The organism is Novosphingobium sp. TK46 (genome assembly GCF_055361525.1).
Genome location: NZ_CM143963.1, coordinates 3,057,689 through 3,073,178 on the forward strand (window position 1 = coordinate 3,057,689; position 15,490 = coordinate 3,073,178).

The window sequence follows — 15,490 nt, forward strand, 5'->3', positions numbered from 1 at the left end:
AGACTTACTTAAACGGATTTATATCCGAAATGGATTAGTATCGAATATGGTCTGTTATTTACATGATTTTACGAGCTTGAAAATACTTATGTCGAACGACGTACTACTTAGGTACAGTTCCGCATGCCGTATATCAGTCGGTGCAGGTCAATTTGCGGACTGAAGGCGCTTTAACCAGCGAAGCGTCGAAGATGCGCCGGATCCAAATGCAAAGTTGCAGCTCGAGCAAGATCCGCAACTTGTTCGAGCGACGTCGCGCTGGCGAGCGGCGCGGCTATGCCAGGCTGCGCGTTGATCCATGCAAGTGCGACATGGGCCGGAGGTACGTCCAGTTCTGCAGCGACTTCGCGTAGAATCTCGAGTTTTTCCCAACCACCATTTCGGGCTGCGTCGTCCAGCGAGCTGGCGCGAGCCTTGCCGGCCCAGTCCCGCGTGCTTTGATACTTCCCACTCAGGAAACCGGCGGCAAGGCCATAGTACGGCATCACAGCAATACCTTGTGCCACGCACAGGCTCTGCAGTGCGCCTTCATACTCGTCCCGCGCAACGAGGTTATAAAGCGGTTGGGCAACGGTGAAGGGTTGGGCGCCGGAGCGTTGCGCGGTGGTGTTCAGATCTTCGAGCCGATCGGGTCGGTAGTTCGAGACGCCCAGTTCGCGCACTGCGCCAGCGCGAAACGCTGTGTCGTAGGCGTTCACCACTTCATCAAGTGGGGTAACCTGATCATCTCTGTGGATATAGTAGAGGTCGACATATTGGGTTCGAAGCCGGTTCAACGAGCCCTCGAGTGCCCTGGCCACTTTTTCGGGGTGCAAAGCTCCCGCCGATCCGCCCATGCCCGTCTTGGTGCCAATGCGCATGTCGCCACGGACGTTGCGACTTTCGAGCCAGGCACCGATGATCGCTTCGGATTCACCGCCTCGATTGCCGGGTACCCACGCAGAATATCCCTCCGCCGTATCGATCATGCGGCCACCGGCTTCATAGAAGGCGTCAAGCACGGCGAAGCTGCGATCCTGATCGATCGTCCAGCCGAAGACGTTGCCACCAAGCACGAGCCTGATGCCGCCAAAAGACGGATGACGGGCCGAGCTCTTGCTGAGATTGGCAGGATCGCCGGAAGGTTCGCTAGCCACCGAACCGCTCCTTCAATTCAAGCAAGGCAATGGCAGCTTTTGCAGCTTCGCCGCCTTTGTCTTTTTGCTCTGGATCAGCGCGGGCGAGCGCTTGTGCCTCGTCCTCGACGGTGAGGATGCCGTTGCCTATCGGCACGCCGTCCATCGTCATGGCCATGATACCGCGCGCGCTTTCTCCGGCTACGATCTCGAAGTGGTAGGTCTCTCCCCGGATCACCACACCGATCGCTACGAACCCTTCGTAGTCACCCGCCGCCTCGGCAAGGGCGATCGCGCCGGGTATCTCGAGTGCTCCCGGCACCGTAATGGTATCGCTCTTGTGACCGGCCGCCTTCAGCGCTGCCCGCGCGCCGGCGATCAGCATATCGTTGAGATGGTCGTAGAAGCGGGCCTCGACGATAAGGAACTTAGCCATTGTCTTCGTCTCCCACGCCGTCGATCGCATGTTCGCCGACGATGTTTATGCCATAGCCTTCGAGTGCGACCAGCGAGTGATGCGTGTTGGTCAGTAGTATCATGTCGTGAACGCCCAACTCGGCAAGAATCTGCGCGCCCACACCGTAATCGCGCAGTTCTGCGAGGTCCGGCTGTTCACCGGCACGATAGCGCGCGCGGATGTCGAATGTGCGCGACATCAACGTGCTCATGGGCCGATTGATGAGGACGATAACGCCGCTGCCGGCCTCGCCGATGATCTCCATCGAACGATGCAGCAGTTCTCCGCGCGCGCCGGTCGTCTCACCAAGAATGTCGGAGAAGATCGACAATGTGTGCATGCGCACCAGCGTTGGCTTGTCGGGATCGATGCGTCCCTTGATCAGCGCCATGGTCTCATCGCCAGTGGCCTTGTTGTAATAAGTCCGGGCCATCCACTGTCCGCCATAACGGCTGTCAAAGGCCATATCGGCCTTCTTCTCGACCATCCGGTCATGGCGCCGGCGATAGGCGATCAGATCGCGGATCGTGCCGATCTTCAAATCGTGGAGACGGGCGAAGGATACCAGATCGTCCATCCGCGCCATCGTACCATCGTCGCGCATGATCTCGCAGATGACGCCGGAAGGATTGAGGCCGGCCAAGCGCGAGATGTCGACTGCCGCCTCGGTATGGCCGGCACGGACAAGAACGCCGCCATCGCGAGCCCGCAAAGGAAAGACGTGGCCAGGAGTGACGATGTCGTCACGCGACTTGGTGCCGTCGATCGCGACGCTCACGGTTCGCGCCCGATCTCCGGCCGAGATGCCGGTGGTGACACCCTCACGCGCTTCGATCGAGACTGTAAACGCGGTCTCGTGCCGCGTCCCGTTGCTGGCACTCATCGCCTCAAGGCCCAACAGGTCGCAGCGATCGGACGTAAGGGAGAGGCAAATCAAACCGCGACCATGAGTCGCCATGAAGTTGATCGCCGATGGGGTCGCCATCTGCGCCGGAATGACAAGATCGCCTTCATTCTCGCGATCTTCATCATCGACCAGAATGAACATCCGCCCATTACGGGCCTCATCGATGATCTCCTCGATGGGGACCAACATCGAACGATCGTCATTGGAGAACAAGACGCGTTCAAGCTTGCTCAGCGTCTCTGCGGTCGGATTCCAGTCAACTTCCGTCAGATCGCGAAGAGTGTTAGCGTGAAGGCCGGCGGCTCGAGCCAGTCCGGACCGACTCATGCCCCCATCGGTAACGAGCCGACGAACTTTCTCGATTAGATCGGTTGCCATGTACGTCTATCCTCACATCTTAATGTGAAGGCTGTACTGCAACCTCACATTGTAGGCAAGCTGAGGAATGACAATCGTCAAATAGGGCGTTTGGAAGGGTGCGCCACCGGCTCAGGTGCTGCACCCTCCATGCGTTCAAGAAGGCTTCTTGGCAGCGCTCATCATCTTGCTGATGTCCACCTGTCCAGTCGCCAAGCCACCCATGAAGCCACCGTCGACCGGAAGGACGATACCGTTGACTACGTTTGCCAGGTCCGAATTGATGAGGACCAACGGCCCGGCCTGTTCGGCCGCAGTAGTATAGCGACCCAAAGGCTCAGCAGCGGCATCGACGACATCCTTGCCCGAGGTGGCGTGGAAGGTCGCCATCATCGGCGTCTGGGTGGGAGAGGGCAGCGAACAGTTGATGCGAATGCCCTTTTTGATCAAGTGCGCGCCCATGAACTGGGTCCACACGATCACCGCCTCCTTCGAAAAGGCATAGCCCTCGGCGACGTGCTGCGCGTTGGCTTCGCACCATTCCAGTCCGGCTTGGAAGCCCTTGGTCTGCAGCAGTTCCATGTGGACCGGGATTCGGCGGCTCCAGCCCAAGCCACCGGTGGATGCGATGGAGACGATCGCCCCCTTATCCCCCATCAAGGGAACGACCTGCTCTGTCAGGTGGCGAGTGCCGAGAAAATTGACTTTCATCGTGTCGATTGCCGGGAAGCCACCACCGCCAGGCAGGCCGGCGCAGTTGAATAGCGCGTCGACTTTACCGCCGACGGCTGCGACGCCGGCCTCGATCGTGGCAGGATCGCGCAAATCGACCTTGTTGAAAGACGCCAACGGGAGTTCGACGTCCTTAAAATCGAACCCGTGAACCTCAGCGCCAAGATCTAGCAGGAGCTTTGCAGTCGCTTCGCCCATCCCCGAAAAGCAGCCGCTGACGATTACCCGCTTGCCGGCATAGCCCAGAATATCGCTCATGATCGTAATCCTTCCCCTGGGTCGCATTGCGCTCGCCATGTGTGGGGTTAGCTATGCCGTGGTCCCGAAATGCTTCAACCGCGACGGGCCGTGATCGCAGCGGCGATGTGCGGACGAAGCTATCTGGCGCTGGCTGCCTTGATGTCGGCCTTGTGACGCTCATGCGCGGCGTGCCGCTGTTTGCTGCGATCGAGCGCTTCGCGCGTAGGCACCTTGTCATCGACCTGGTCTGCCAGAACAGCGCCTCGTTCGCCCGGCTCTCGGGTTGGGCCAGTGGTGGTGTCGCAATACGTCTGCCGCTCGATCTCGGCATTCAATAGCGCTCCCAAGAGAACCGCATAGGCGGAAAGAAACAACCACATCAGGAAGACCACTATGGCCGAAAGTGAACCATACGTTGCGTTGTAGTCGCTGATGTACGCCACATAGAGCGAGAACCCGAACGAAACCAAAATCCACAACACGGTTGCCAGCAGTGATCCGGGGGTCAGCCATCTCCATTTCGCCGGGCGGCGGTCGGGTCCATATCGCATGATCAACGCGAAGCCGGCGGTTCCAAGTGCGACCGCCGCAGTCCAAGTCAGAAGCTTGAACAACAACGCCGTGACGCCACCTAAAAACACGCTGGTTTGTGTTTGCAGCCACGCGAACACGCCGCCGGAAAGCAGCCCGGTCAACGCGATCAGCACGGCGGCAACCGTAAGCGCGGCAGCGCGCAACGTGAGCTTGATGAACGAGCGAGTCTCGTGCTCTTCGTTGATAATGTTAAGGGCGCTTATCATGCCGCTAGCTGCACGCATACCGCCGTAGACAGCGAAGAACATTGCGATAAGCAAGGCAAACCCCGTCACGCCGGAACTGGTGGTGACGATCTGCAACAGTTGCTCTTCGATCAGCCGAGCAGCATCCGCAGGCACGACCCGCACGATCGCCTCCATTTGCGACTGCACCGCGCCTGGATCCCCGACCAAGCCATAAACCATGACGATGGCAGCGATGAGCGGAGTGATCGCCAAAAACACGAAAAAGGCCAGTCCCGCCGCCAGCAGACCAAGCTCATGAAATCCGATCATGACGTAAACGCGTTTGACGACCTGAAACCACGCCTTCCGTGGCATCGACCAAGGCGATCCCGCGGTCGCACCCGGTGGCAGGTTGCTTGCCGATACGCCTTCGGTCACGCAAAGCCCCCCAGGTTTGCTGGAACCTTGTTCTGATTCATGATATTACGATCACAGGATCGCGGGTGGGCGCGATATTTCGATCCAGGGGTTTTCGCATTTCGCATCGCATGCCACTGCTAATCGTCGACCGGGTGCATGGTTCCCCGTCGAAGAGTTCAATCATCCGGATTACTGGTGTGGCAATGGTCGCGCTGGTTTTTGCGTCGCTCGCCGGATCTGCGCACGCGCAATCGACCGCAGCAGCCACAACCACCAGCGAAGCACCCGCACCTGCCGGCGATGCGCTGCGTGCTGGATCGATCGCCCTGCCTCCGCCACCCTCCGGGTCGGCACTCCCTCCGGTCGAGCCGATCATCCCTGACGCAGAGTTCAACGGCGCGATCCCGCCACTAAGCGAGCGTAGCGAACCCGAGCTGGACCAGCCTTTGGAATCGATCGACAGCTTCGAGCGTCGGATCGCCGCCGAACAGTCCTCGACGAAGGGCGATGGTGGGATCGGCCAGGGTAGGGCCGGCCAGCCGCTTCAACCGGCAGACGCGAACAGGCTGAAGCCTGGTTCAACCGGCGAAAGGGTTGGGGCGACGCGTGCGGCTGCATCCGCGATCGGCGATGCCCCGGTCGCAGATGCCGAATTGTCCGCACCGCTGCCGCCACTCGACCAGTTCAAGGTCGCTCCTGTCCAGTTTGCCGAGGATGAGGCCGAGGCTGCCGACACCAAGGTGACGTATGTGGTCAAGCTCAATGGTCTCGACGCTGCGGACAGGGAATCGGAAGTCAATCTCAAGAACCAGTTCAAAGCCCTTTCGGCACTGGACAAAGGCGGAAAGAAGGCGGCGAACTCGGCTATGCTCTCGGCGCGATTGACCGAGGATAGCGAGTTGGTGAAGACCTTGCTCGCGTCTGAAGGCTGGTACGACCCCCAGGTGCGCACGCGACTGGATCGCTCGGAGGCACCGGGCGGGATGCCACTGACTGCCGTCATCGACGTGACACCAGGAAAACGTTTCGCCTTCACCTCTATTACCGTGAAAGCAGACCCGACAGTTCCGCCGACCCTGATCGCTGACAATCTGGCTCTCAAGGTTGGCGAGCCGATCGTCGCCCAACGCGTTCAGGGCGCCGAGGCTCAGGTCGCCCTGGCCTTGCCGGAGAATGGGTATCCTTTCGCCGCGATCGGCGCTCGTGACATCTTGCTGGATCAGGCAACGGGTGGGGGCGATTACACCTTGCCCGTGACGGTCGGGCCGCGAGCGAGGTTCGGCGGCTTCACGACCCAAGGCAAACTTGCATTCGGGGCCGACCACGTGGAAACGCTGGCCCGCTTCAAGCGCGGCGAACTTTACGATAGTCGCAAGGTCGATGATCTGCGCAAGGCGCTGGTGGCCACCGGACTGTTCTCGACCGTCACAGCGGAACCGCAGAGGACTGGCGAAGTCGCTCCGGACGATACGCAATATGTTACGATGCTGGTCAAACAGGAGGCCGGCCCGCCTCGTACGATTGCCGGAAGTGCAGGTTATGCCGCGGGCGAGGGCTTCACGCTCGAGGGCACCTGGACCAACCGCAACATGTTTCCACCGGAAGGAGCCTTGATCGTTCATGGTATCGCCGGAACCCAGCAGCAGGGTGCCGGTGTAACCTTCCGCCGCGCCAACGCCGGGCAACGCGATCGTACTTTTGAGGCCGTGGCGGAAACGCTTCATTCGAAATACGACGCGTATGACGCCTTTACCGGGCGGCTTGCGGCACGGGTCAGTTATGACTCGACGCAGATCTGGCAGAAGCGCCTGACCTATGCCTATGGCGTCGAATTGTTAGGCACCGCCGAGACGGAGTATGACTTTGCCACCGCCGACCGACGGCGGCGCACCTATTACATCGCTGCGTTGAACGGGCAGATCGGGCTCGACACATCGGATGACTTGCTGAACCCGACGAAGGGTTTTCGCGTAACGGCGCTCATTCAGCCCGAAGGCTCTCTACAGGGTAACTTCACACCTTATGTTCGCGCCCGGATTGATGGGTCCGCCTACTACCCGTTCGGGGAAAGCTTCGTGCTTGCGGGCCGCATGCGGTTTGGCACGATCCAGGGAGCGTCGCGTAGCGATATCGCTCCGTCCCGACGGTTCTATTCCGGCGGTGGCGGATCGGTGCGTGGGTTTGGATATCAGAAGCTGGGTCCGCTCGACCCGAATGGCGATCCCATCGGCGGGCGCAGCTTGAACGAAGCCGCGATCGAGGGCCGCTATCGTTTCGGCAACTATGGGATCGTGGCGTTTTTGGACGCCGGCCAATCGTATGAGGCGACGACACCCAGATTTTCCAATCTGCGGTATGGTGTCGGCATAGGTGGGCGTTTCTACACGAACTTCGGCCCGTTACGGGTCGACGTCGCCACGCCGCTTGACCGACAACCGGGGGAATCGCGGCTAAATCTTTATGTCTCGATCGGGCAAGCGTTTTGATGACCGATGAGAAGGGCAACGACCCGGCCGGCATGTCGACCGAAGTAGCCGACGTTGCCGACGCTGGACGGCGGCCGCGCCGCTGGGGCCTGCGGGTCGCCAAGCTGATCGCGGCGGTCGTGATCGGTGCGGTCTTGTTGGTGGTGGCGATAGTGTTGGGCCTGAACACCAGCCCCGGCCATCGCTTTGTGGCAGATCAAATTGCCGCTCTCGAATTTCAGAACGGCATGAAGATCAATGTCGGACGGATCGAAGGTTCGCTTTATGGCAAGATGACGCTTCAGGATCTATCGGTGCGTGATCCCAAGGGTGAATTCTTGTTTTCGCCCCGGATCGACGTCGATTGGCGGCCGTTTGCCTACATCAAAAATCATGTCGACGTGCGATCAGCCATCGCCGAACGCATGATCCTGAAGCGCGCGCCGCAGTTCAACAAGACGCCGCCCGCTGATCCCAACGAACCTTTGCTGCCCGATATCGATATCGATATCGGGCGTCTCAGGATCGCGCGGTTCGTTATCGAAAAGCCCGTTACCGGTGCGCGCCGTATCGCTACGATCGATGGGCACACCCATATCGCAGACGGTCGCGCGCAGATCGACGCCACTGGTGGCACCGTTGCGGCTGCCGGTGTCGCTGGCGGTGATCGTTTCAAGGTCAAGCTCGACGCGGTTCCGGCAACCAACAAGCTCGACATCGACCTGGATCTCGATGCGCCGCGAGGCGGCGTCATCGCAACGCTCGCGGGATTGAATGCGCCGCTTACGGTCAAGATTGGCGGCAAGGGATCCTGGGCCGCGTGGAATGGTGAAGTGGCAGCCAACCTTGCTGGCGGGGAGCTTGCCCGCATCGCGATGACTGCCCGCGACGGAACCTTCACGCTGCGGGGCCCGACGCGGATCGCGCGGTTGGTCACCGGTCCGACCGCGAATCTGCTGGGACCAATCACAAACCTCGATCTTACCGCTGCGCTTGCCAACCGGCGTGCAAGGTTGAGCGGCAGGATCTGGAGCGACGCCTTCAATCTGACGCCCGACGGCCTGATCGATCTTTCCGACAACTCGTTCGAGGCCCTCAAGCTTGATTTCGTTTTGCTCAAGCCGTCTGCGCTTGCAGAGAATCTGCGTGGCGCAGGTCTGCGCGCCGCGATGACGCTCGATGGAGCCTTTGCGACACCAAAGGTACAATACGCCATCAACGCTTCGCAGATTGTCATGAACGACATGGGGCTGCAGAATTTGAACGCCACCGGGGCCGCGACGGTCAACGCCGATCGCATCCTGATCCCGGTCAACGCCAGCGTCACACGCATCACCGGCCTCGACACGGTGGCCGGCGGCACTCTGGTAAATGTAAAGCTGGCCGGGGATCTCGCGATCGATGGCCCACGCATTCTTTCAGACAACATGCGGATCCGATCGGATCGGATCGATGCCAAGCTGATCCTGCTCGCGGATATGAGCACGGGTATCTACACTGGCGCCGTAGATGGCCGGCTTGATGATTATCGCCTCGAAAGCGTGGGCATCTTCGACATCAACACGAACATGGATCTCAAGGCCAAGCAGGACGGCTATGCTCTGGAAGGCACTGTCCGGGCACGTTCCACGCGATTGCTCAACGACAGCCTCAGGTCGTATCTGGGCGGCAACCTCGTCGCTTCTTCGCGAGTCAGTTATGGCTCGGATGGTCTCGCGCGTTTCTCCGGCCTCAGGCTGGAGGCACCCGATCTTCGGGTCGTCGGTGGCACCGGATCGTACTCCACGAAATCCGGGCGGATAGTGCTGAACGCCAATGGTACCTCGCGGCGATATGGCAACATCGGGGTCCGGGTGGATGGTACGGTCGCCGATCCAAACGCCCACATCACCGCCGAGAAGCCCAATTTCGGGATTGGCCTCGCCAACGTGGATGCGAGGATCGATGGCGTGAGGGGGGGCTACAACCTGAACCTCACCAGCGATAGCGATTATGGCCCGCTACGAGCCGACGTGACCATGGAGATGGGCAGGGCTCTGGCCGTTCAGGTCAACAGCGCCAACCTCTCCGGGATCGATTTCTCTGGCCGGATCGTGCAGGCACCGAGCGGCCCCTTTACCGGGCAACTCACGGCGAACGGCAATGGTCTGGGCGGTTTGTTGCGCCTTGGCGCGCAAGGCAAGTTCCAGGAGGTCGTGTTCAACGTCCGGGCTCGTGATACGGTATTCGCGGGCCCAGCCAAGTTGTCGATCGGATCAGCGATCGTCGACGGGCGGGCAGTCCTTTATGATAAGCCGTTGGTCATCGCTGATGCGCAGGTGGCGGGAACCCAGTTCGGCAGTCTGGACATAGCTGCGGCACGGGTGCTGGTCGATTACCAGAATGGCCGTGGGAAGGCCAAGGCGCTGATCGAAGGCACAAGTGGCGTTCCTTTCCGCATGAGCGCGAATGCCGATCTGCAACCCGAATTGTGGCGAGTGGCGCTCGCCGGCCGCGTGCGCGGCCTTGAGGTCACTACGGTGACGCCCGCCCGTATCCTCCCGCGCGATGGCACGTACGAACTGCTGCCCACCACGGTGAATTTCGGCGGTGGCAAGGTGCAGCTCGCAGGGCGCTATGGCAAAGGCATGAAGCTGCAGAGCCGGCTTGAGAATGTCGACATGGCGCTGGTGAATGCGTTCACGCCGGGTCTCGGCATTGGTGGTCGTGCGAGCGGAAGCCTGGATTTCGAGCAGGCCGGTGATACCGCTTTCCCCCGAGCCGACGCGCGCCTGCACTTGGAGGACTTTACCCGCACAACGGCAGCCTCGGTCAGTCAGCCGCTCGACATCAACTTTGTCGGGAAGCTGTTGCCGGATGGGGGCGAGGCAAGCGCGGTCATGCGCCGACGTGGCAGCGTGGTCGGCCGCCTCGTTGCCACGCTTCGGCCGCTTGGACCGGCTGCGGGCACCTGGACGGAGCGTTTGATGAGCGCATCGCTGGGAGGCGGGATTCGGTACAACGGCCCGGCGGATACGCTCTTCTCCTTTGCGGGGATGACGGATCAGCGCCTCTCCGGCCCCATCGGGCTGGCTGCGGACTTCTCCTGCCGGGTGCAGGCGCCGTGCCTGAACGGTATCGTTCGTGGGCAGAACCTGACCTACGAGAACCTGACGTACGGCACCAAGCTCACGCAGATGAACGTGTCCGGAAAGTTCGACGGCAGCAGCCTGCAGCTGGAGAATCTGACCGCAAAGGCCGGCGATGGCAGCATCGTAGCTCGGGGCACGGTCGGACTTGCGGCAGAGCAGGGCTATCCGACGGACTTGAGCGTTGACCTTACCCAGGCTCAGCTTGCCAAGAGCGATGCGCTTGCCGCGACGGCAAGCGGTAGCCTTCGCCTCGTAAAATCCGGTGCTGAAGCGCCGCTGCTCTCCGGCACGATCCAACTTCCCGAGACCCGTTATGCGATCGTGCGCGAAGGCGCGGCTGACGTTCCGCGGTTGACCGGTGTGCGCTTCAAGCCGCCCCGTGGCCCGCAGCGGATCACCGGTAACGAGCCGGCTCAGCCCACCAAAAGCGCATTCGCGTCCGTGCGGCTGGACCTGCATCTTGTCGCACCAGAAAAGCTCTATGTTTCCGGAATGGGACTTGAGTCCGAGTGGCGAGCCGACTTCACGATTAACGGTACCAGTTCGGCACCGAGTTTGTCCGGCGAAATCGAGTTGATTCGCGGAACGCTGGGTTTTGCCGGAAAATCGTTCGACCTGACGGAGGGTCTGGTGTCGTTCAATGGTGGCAACACGATCGACCCCACCGTGCGCATCGTCGCGACCGAAGACATCGAGGACGTTACCGTCAACGTAAACGTCAGCGGCCGGGCGATGAACCCGGAGATCAGCTTCACGTCCACGCCCTCGCTGCCGCAGGACGAGCTCATGTCGCGGATCTTGTTCGGCAGTTCGGTGGCTAACCTGTCGGCCATTCAGGCAGTTCAGTTGGCGTCGTCGCTCAACTCGCTGCGGGGTACCGGCGGTGGGCTCAATCCGCTTGGCAAATTGCGTTCCGCCGCGGGGATCGACCGTTTGCGCATCCTCGGCGCCGATCAGGCGACAGGTCGGGGGACATCGCTGGCGGCCGGTCAGTACCTGACCGACGATATCTATGTGGAATTGATCACCGACGCGCGCGGCTTCACTGCCACCCAACTTGAGGTCAGCCTCAACAAATGGCTTTCGGTCCTCAGCCAGGCTGGCGGATCGGGCGTCAACAGTGTCAGCGCACGGATCAAGAAGAACTACTGATGCGTATTGCCGGCTGCTGCGTGATCGTTGCGCTCGTGATGCTGTCAGCGTGTAAGCGCGAACCCAGTTTCGACGAGCGTTATGCCGGCGCGCAGAAGGTGATCCGCGACAAGGCGAGGGAGCTTGACCGGGACATGACGAGCCGTGCGTCCGAAGCCGCGACGAGCGCGCCGCAAACTCAGGCGAGCGGCGCGGCTCGGTAGGGGATCAACTCGCCTCTACAATGACGCGCCTCATCGAGGGCCCGCTTTCGCGGATGTCAACCTCGCGGTCACGCCCATCCAAACGACGGTTCGTGCAACCTTGGTTCCGTCGACGTGTTGAGCGGATATGCGGGTATCTTTGATAATCAAGCACATGGATTGGAAGAAGCACACGCTATCCGCTGGTGCGATCTGCGCTAGGGCGTTAGCCGGTTGCTAAGCCATGATGTTGCAGAGCCTGAAGTCGCCATTGGCCTACCCGTTCGCAACGAAGTTCGGCGTTTACCGCGTCTTTTGACGGCACTCGCGGAGCAACATGGCTCGCAACCGTTCAGACTTTGCATATTCTTCGACAATTGTACCGACGGAAGCCCGGATTTGGTCGCAGGTCTGGCGTCGCAATTGCCGTTCGCCATCGTTAGCGAGCGTTGCGCCGTCGGTGGGCCACCAAATGCCGGGGCGGCCCGTCGGCGTGCATTGGCGCTGGCATCGGCGTACCGGGGCTCGCATGCGGCCGCGTTACTTACCACCGATGCGGATAGCGAACCGGCTCCCGACTGGATCGCTGCCAATTTGATCGCGCTGGAAAAGGCGGACGTCATCGCCGGTCGCATATTTCGCAAGGCGGGCGAAGCTGCCGACATGCAGCATCGTGTCGCGTCCTATTATGATCGGTTGCATGTCCTGCGGCGCAGGATCGATCCGGTGCCTTGGGAGGACGCTGAAAGTCACCATTGGACCAGCGGCGCCAGCCTTGCCTTCCGAGCGGGGGTGTATCGTCAGATTGGTGGGTTCCCGCCGATACCCAATGGCGAAGATGCTGCGTTCGCCGATGTGGCGACGCGCGCCGGTTTTCGCGTGCGCCGTGATCCGTCCGTCATTGTGAGAACGTCCAGCCGCAGAAAAGGTCGGGCCGAGGAAGGGTTTGCCGCCACTCTCTCGATGCTGGATGCGTTGCCGGAGCCGCCCCAAGTCTCCCATCCCGATGACGAGACATGGCGCTTTCGCTTCCAAGCCGAAGCGCGCGCTGCTTTCGAAGCAGGCCGTCCGGGCACGCTTGCCGAGGCTTTGATGCTTCCTTTGAGCGAGGTCGAGGCTGTCGCGGGCGAGTGTCACAACGGTGAGGCATTTGCCGCCAGAATCGTGGGAACACCCGCCGGGGGCATGCGAATGGTCAGCCTGGCGCATGCCGAAGCCTTGCTTGTCGTTAAGGAGCAGTCCCTGCTCGTAGGTGCGGCATGACCGCTCCACTGACCCGGGGTGATATCACTGCGCTGATGCCGCACCTGACGAGTCTGTCCGATCCGGTGGATGCGATGCAGCGAATGGATCTGCTGCGCTTGTTGCATGGTATCGGCCGCCGGGACCTTCCACTGGGGCGTTTGTTCGAGGGCCATGTCGATGCACTGCAGATCATCAATCGCTATGGCAGCGACGATCAGGTCCTAGCGACGCAAAGGATTGCCAGAGACGGCGGTGTGTTTGGCGTATGGAACGCCGACCGCCAGGATCGCCCTTTACGCTGGGCGGATGATACGCTGGATGGGGGGAAGGCGTTCGCCTCCGGGGCCGGCATCCTCACGCATGCACTGGTCTCGTTCGACACTGCGCATGGTCGGCAGCTTTGCCTTGTCGATCTTGCCCGCATGCCACCGCAGCTCGACAGGTCCTGGTGGCGTGTGACGGGGATGGCGCGGTCCGAAACCCATCTGGTTGAATGGCGTGATCAGCGGATGAATTCAGACGGATTTATCGGCAAGCCAGGCGACTATGTGACCGAGCCTTGGTTCAGCGGTGGAGCGCTGCGGTTCGCAGCCGTACAGGCAGGGGGCATTGCCGCGCTTGTCGATCACGTTCGCGAGCATCTCGTGGATCACGACCGGGCAGCCGATCCGCACCAGACAAGTCGATTGGCGACGCTTTTTCGCTTTGGGCAAGGCGCCGCCGATGGCGTGGCAACCGCCGCACGCGAATGGGACGATGCCGATGCGGATCGGACCTTGGCTCATGTGGCTGCAGCGCGTTGTGCGGTCTACGAAGCGGGCGAGCGCGCGATCACGGTAGCGCAGGCGGCAGTCGGTCTGTCGGCGATGTTCGTGGAACACCCGATTTCGGCGGTGCTCACCGACCTGGCCGTCTATCTGCGCCAGCCGGGGCCGGATGCGCAGACGATGCGACTGGGCCGGGCGGTCGCATCACGCCTGCTCACACCCACGCTATGATCTTGCCCAAGGCCAAGCGCGTACTCGTCATCGCTCCGCATCCTGACGACGAGGCGATCGCCGCCTGGAACCTGATATGCACCCTATCGCGACAGGGCTCTCGGATCGACGTTCTGGTGGTGAGCGATGGCGGCGCATCGCATCCCGGCAGCGCCCGCTGGCCGGCCACCCGCCTGATCGCCGAACGGCGACGCGAGACCATCCGCGCGATGCGGTTCGCCGGCTTGGCCCCCGCTTCGGTAAGGTTCCTTGATCTAGATGACGGTTGCCTGGAACTGGATCCGATCATGGTGCGTCGTGCGATGATCCGTGCGATGTGCCGCTTGCCTGCACCGGATATGATAGTCGGCCCCGAACGAACCGACGTGCACGCCGATCATCGAACCGTCTCTCAGGCTCTGGCTGCAATTCGGCGGCGTGGCGAACAACGGCTGACTTATCACGTCTGGCCCGTTCATGCGGCGCGCGGCGCGAGGCGATACGGCAGCGTCTTGAAGGGGGCGGCCCTCGCCATCAAGCGTAGGATCATTCGCAGCTATCGCACGCAGGGCGGTATCATCGGCGATGCTCCGACCGGATTTACTCTGACGCATCGTCATCTCAGGGCGTTTGCCGCGCCGACCGAACGCTTTGCAGGTGGTGCATGAGGGCGATTAGTCTTGCCGGTTTTGATGAGAAATTCTCCGCGAATGATGACCCCTGGAGCACATGGAACGCGCCGGACGAGGTGCTCAAACGCAAGGCGATCCTTCAGGCGATGCCAGTCGGCGTATGTGGTAGAGTGCTGGAAATCGGTGCCGGCAACGGTTCAAATAGCCGCGCTCTTGCGGCACGCAGCTTGCGGTTGGACGCGACCGAAGCCACGAGCGCCGGGACTGCGCTGGTCGACCGGGCATTGGCAGGCCGTGTCCGATCCCGGGCGTTGCAACTGGTCGCGCCCGACCGCCTGCCGCGAAGCAGGTACGATGCGGTGGTGATCGCCGAACTGCTTTACTACCTGCGTCCGCACGCAATGGCCGAGCTGGCGCGCCAGATGACGCGCTGCATTCGCGTGGGCGGGACGCTGATCCTCGCGCATCATCGCATCACGTTTTACGATTTTGCTCAGCATGCCGAGCACATTCACGACCGCTTTCTTGCGGATACGGGGACAGTGTGGCGTTCGCGTCTGGTTCGCCGAACGGATCGGTGGCTGGTGCAGTCGTGTACGAAACTAAATGGGCCTGCCGCAGCCAAGGTGCACCGCTCCTAATCGGTGTCCGCTAAGGACGTCGCAAGCTCTCGCGCGTTTCACATGCGCCAGAACGAACGAGGGCCGGGGTGGCGTA

At 61.3% G+C, this 15,490-nt stretch carries 12 protein-coding genes; 7 read left to right on the top strand and 5 right to left on the bottom strand.

Annotated elements, in window-relative coordinates; translation table 11 throughout:
- Window positions 1-170: 170 nt before the first annotated feature.
- The 5 genes from ACXJ1Z_RS14670 to ACXJ1Z_RS14690 all read right to left on the bottom strand — a co-directional run bounded on the left by ACXJ1Z_RS14670 (window position 171) and on the right by ACXJ1Z_RS14690 (window position 5,007).
- A complete protein-coding gene (locus ACXJ1Z_RS14670; protein WP_463777619.1) occupies window positions 171-1,136 on the bottom strand; it encodes an aldo/keto reductase in 966 nt (321 codons plus the stop codon).
- A complete protein-coding gene (ribH, locus tag ACXJ1Z_RS14675) occupies window positions 1,129-1,551 on the bottom strand; it encodes a 6,7-dimethyl-8-ribityllumazine synthase (RefSeq protein WP_463777620.1) in 423 nt (140 codons plus the stop codon). Before ribH ends, ACXJ1Z_RS14670 begins: the two co-directional genes overlap by 8 nt.
- Complete coding sequence (gene ribB / locus ACXJ1Z_RS14680; RefSeq protein WP_463777621.1) at window positions 1,544-2,857, bottom strand: 3,4-dihydroxy-2-butanone-4-phosphate synthase; 1,314 nt, start codon at window positions 2,855-2,857, stop codon at window positions 1,544-1,546. The genes ribH and ribB overlap by 8 nt, the downstream gene beginning before the upstream one ends.
- A 135-nt stretch (window positions 2,858-2,992) precedes the next feature.
- Window positions 2,993-3,826 carry a coniferyl-alcohol dehydrogenase gene (locus ACXJ1Z_RS14685; RefSeq protein WP_463777623.1) on the bottom strand — a complete coding sequence of 278 codons (834 nt, stop codon included), beginning with the start codon at window positions 3,824-3,826 and terminating at the stop codon, window positions 2,993-2,995.
- Between the two features lie 119 nt (window positions 3,827-3,945).
- Window positions 3,946-5,007, bottom strand: a complete 1,062-nt coding sequence (locus tag ACXJ1Z_RS14690; protein WP_463777624.1) for a YihY/virulence factor BrkB family protein — start codon at window positions 5,005-5,007, stop codon at window positions 3,946-3,948.
- Between the two features lie 185 nt (window positions 5,008-5,192).
- Between ACXJ1Z_RS14690 and ACXJ1Z_RS14695 the strand changes: the two genes are divergently transcribed.
- From ACXJ1Z_RS14695 to ACXJ1Z_RS14725, 7 genes are all read left to right on the top strand, one after another.
- Window positions 5,193-7,475 (top strand): autotransporter assembly complex protein TamA, encoded by a 2,283-nt coding sequence (locus tag ACXJ1Z_RS14695; RefSeq protein WP_463777625.1) that lies wholly within the window; start codon window positions 5,193-5,195, stop codon window positions 7,473-7,475.
- Window positions 7,475-11,737, top strand: coding sequence for a translocation/assembly module TamB domain-containing protein (locus ACXJ1Z_RS14700; protein WP_463777627.1), 4,263 nt, complete (start codon window positions 7,475-7,477; stop codon window positions 11,735-11,737). The genes ACXJ1Z_RS14695 and ACXJ1Z_RS14700 overlap by 1 nt, the downstream gene beginning before the upstream one ends.
- The gene (locus tag ACXJ1Z_RS14705) at window positions 11,737-11,940 is read left to right on the top strand and encodes a hypothetical protein (RefSeq protein ID WP_463777628.1); all 204 of its coding nucleotides are present in this window, start codon (window positions 11,737-11,739) and stop codon (window positions 11,938-11,940) included. Before ACXJ1Z_RS14700 ends, ACXJ1Z_RS14705 begins: the two co-directional genes overlap by 1 nt.
- A 213-nt stretch (window positions 11,941-12,153) precedes the next feature.
- Entirely contained in the window at window positions 12,154-13,182 is a 1,029-nt protein-coding gene (locus ACXJ1Z_RS14710) for a glycosyltransferase family 2 protein (RefSeq protein WP_463777629.1), read from the top strand.
- Window positions 13,179-14,162: an acyl-CoA dehydrogenase gene (locus ACXJ1Z_RS14715; protein WP_463777631.1), complete on the top strand. Its 984-nt coding sequence runs from the start codon at window positions 13,179-13,181 to the stop codon at window positions 14,160-14,162. Before ACXJ1Z_RS14710 ends, ACXJ1Z_RS14715 begins: the two co-directional genes overlap by 4 nt.
- On the top strand, window positions 14,159-14,809 hold the full coding sequence (locus ACXJ1Z_RS14720) for a PIG-L deacetylase family protein (protein WP_463777632.1): 651 nt from the start codon (window positions 14,159-14,161) through the stop codon (window positions 14,807-14,809). Before ACXJ1Z_RS14715 ends, ACXJ1Z_RS14720 begins: the two co-directional genes overlap by 4 nt.
- On the top strand, window positions 14,806-15,414 hold the full coding sequence (locus tag ACXJ1Z_RS14725; protein ID WP_463777634.1) for a class I SAM-dependent methyltransferase: 609 nt from the start codon (window positions 14,806-14,808) through the stop codon (window positions 15,412-15,414). The genes ACXJ1Z_RS14720 and ACXJ1Z_RS14725 overlap by 4 nt, the downstream gene beginning before the upstream one ends.
- The last annotated feature ends 76 nt before the right edge of the window (window positions 15,415-15,490 follow it).

Coding starts and splice junctions, on each gene's coding strand:
- ACXJ1Z_RS14695 (WP_463777625.1), top strand. CDS start 5,193: ATGGTCGCGCTGGTTTTTGCGTCGCTCGCCGGATCTGCGCACGCGCAA.
- ACXJ1Z_RS14700 (WP_463777627.1), top strand. CDS start 7,475: ATGACCGATGAGAAGGGCAACGACCCGGCCGGCATGTCGACCGAAGTA.
- ACXJ1Z_RS14705 (WP_463777628.1), top strand. CDS start 11,737: ATGCGTATTGCCGGCTGCTGCGTGATCGTTGCGCTCGTGATGCTGTCA.
- ACXJ1Z_RS14685 (WP_463777623.1), bottom strand. CDS start 3,826: ATGAGCGATATTCTGGGCTATGCCGGCAAGCGGGTAATCGTCAGCGGC.
- ACXJ1Z_RS14720 (WP_463777632.1), top strand. CDS start 14,159: ATGATCTTGCCCAAGGCCAAGCGCGTACTCGTCATCGCTCCGCATCCT.
- ribB (WP_463777621.1), bottom strand. CDS start 2,857: ATGGCAACCGATCTAATCGAGAAAGTTCGTCGGCTCGTTACCGATGGG.
- ribH (WP_463777620.1), bottom strand. CDS start 1,551: ATGGCTAAGTTCCTTATCGTCGAGGCCCGCTTCTACGACCATCTCAAC.
- ACXJ1Z_RS14715 (WP_463777631.1), top strand. CDS start 13,179: ATGACCGCTCCACTGACCCGGGGTGATATCACTGCGCTGATGCCGCAC.
- ACXJ1Z_RS14725 (WP_463777634.1), top strand. CDS start 14,806: ATGAGGGCGATTAGTCTTGCCGGTTTTGATGAGAAATTCTCCGCGAAT.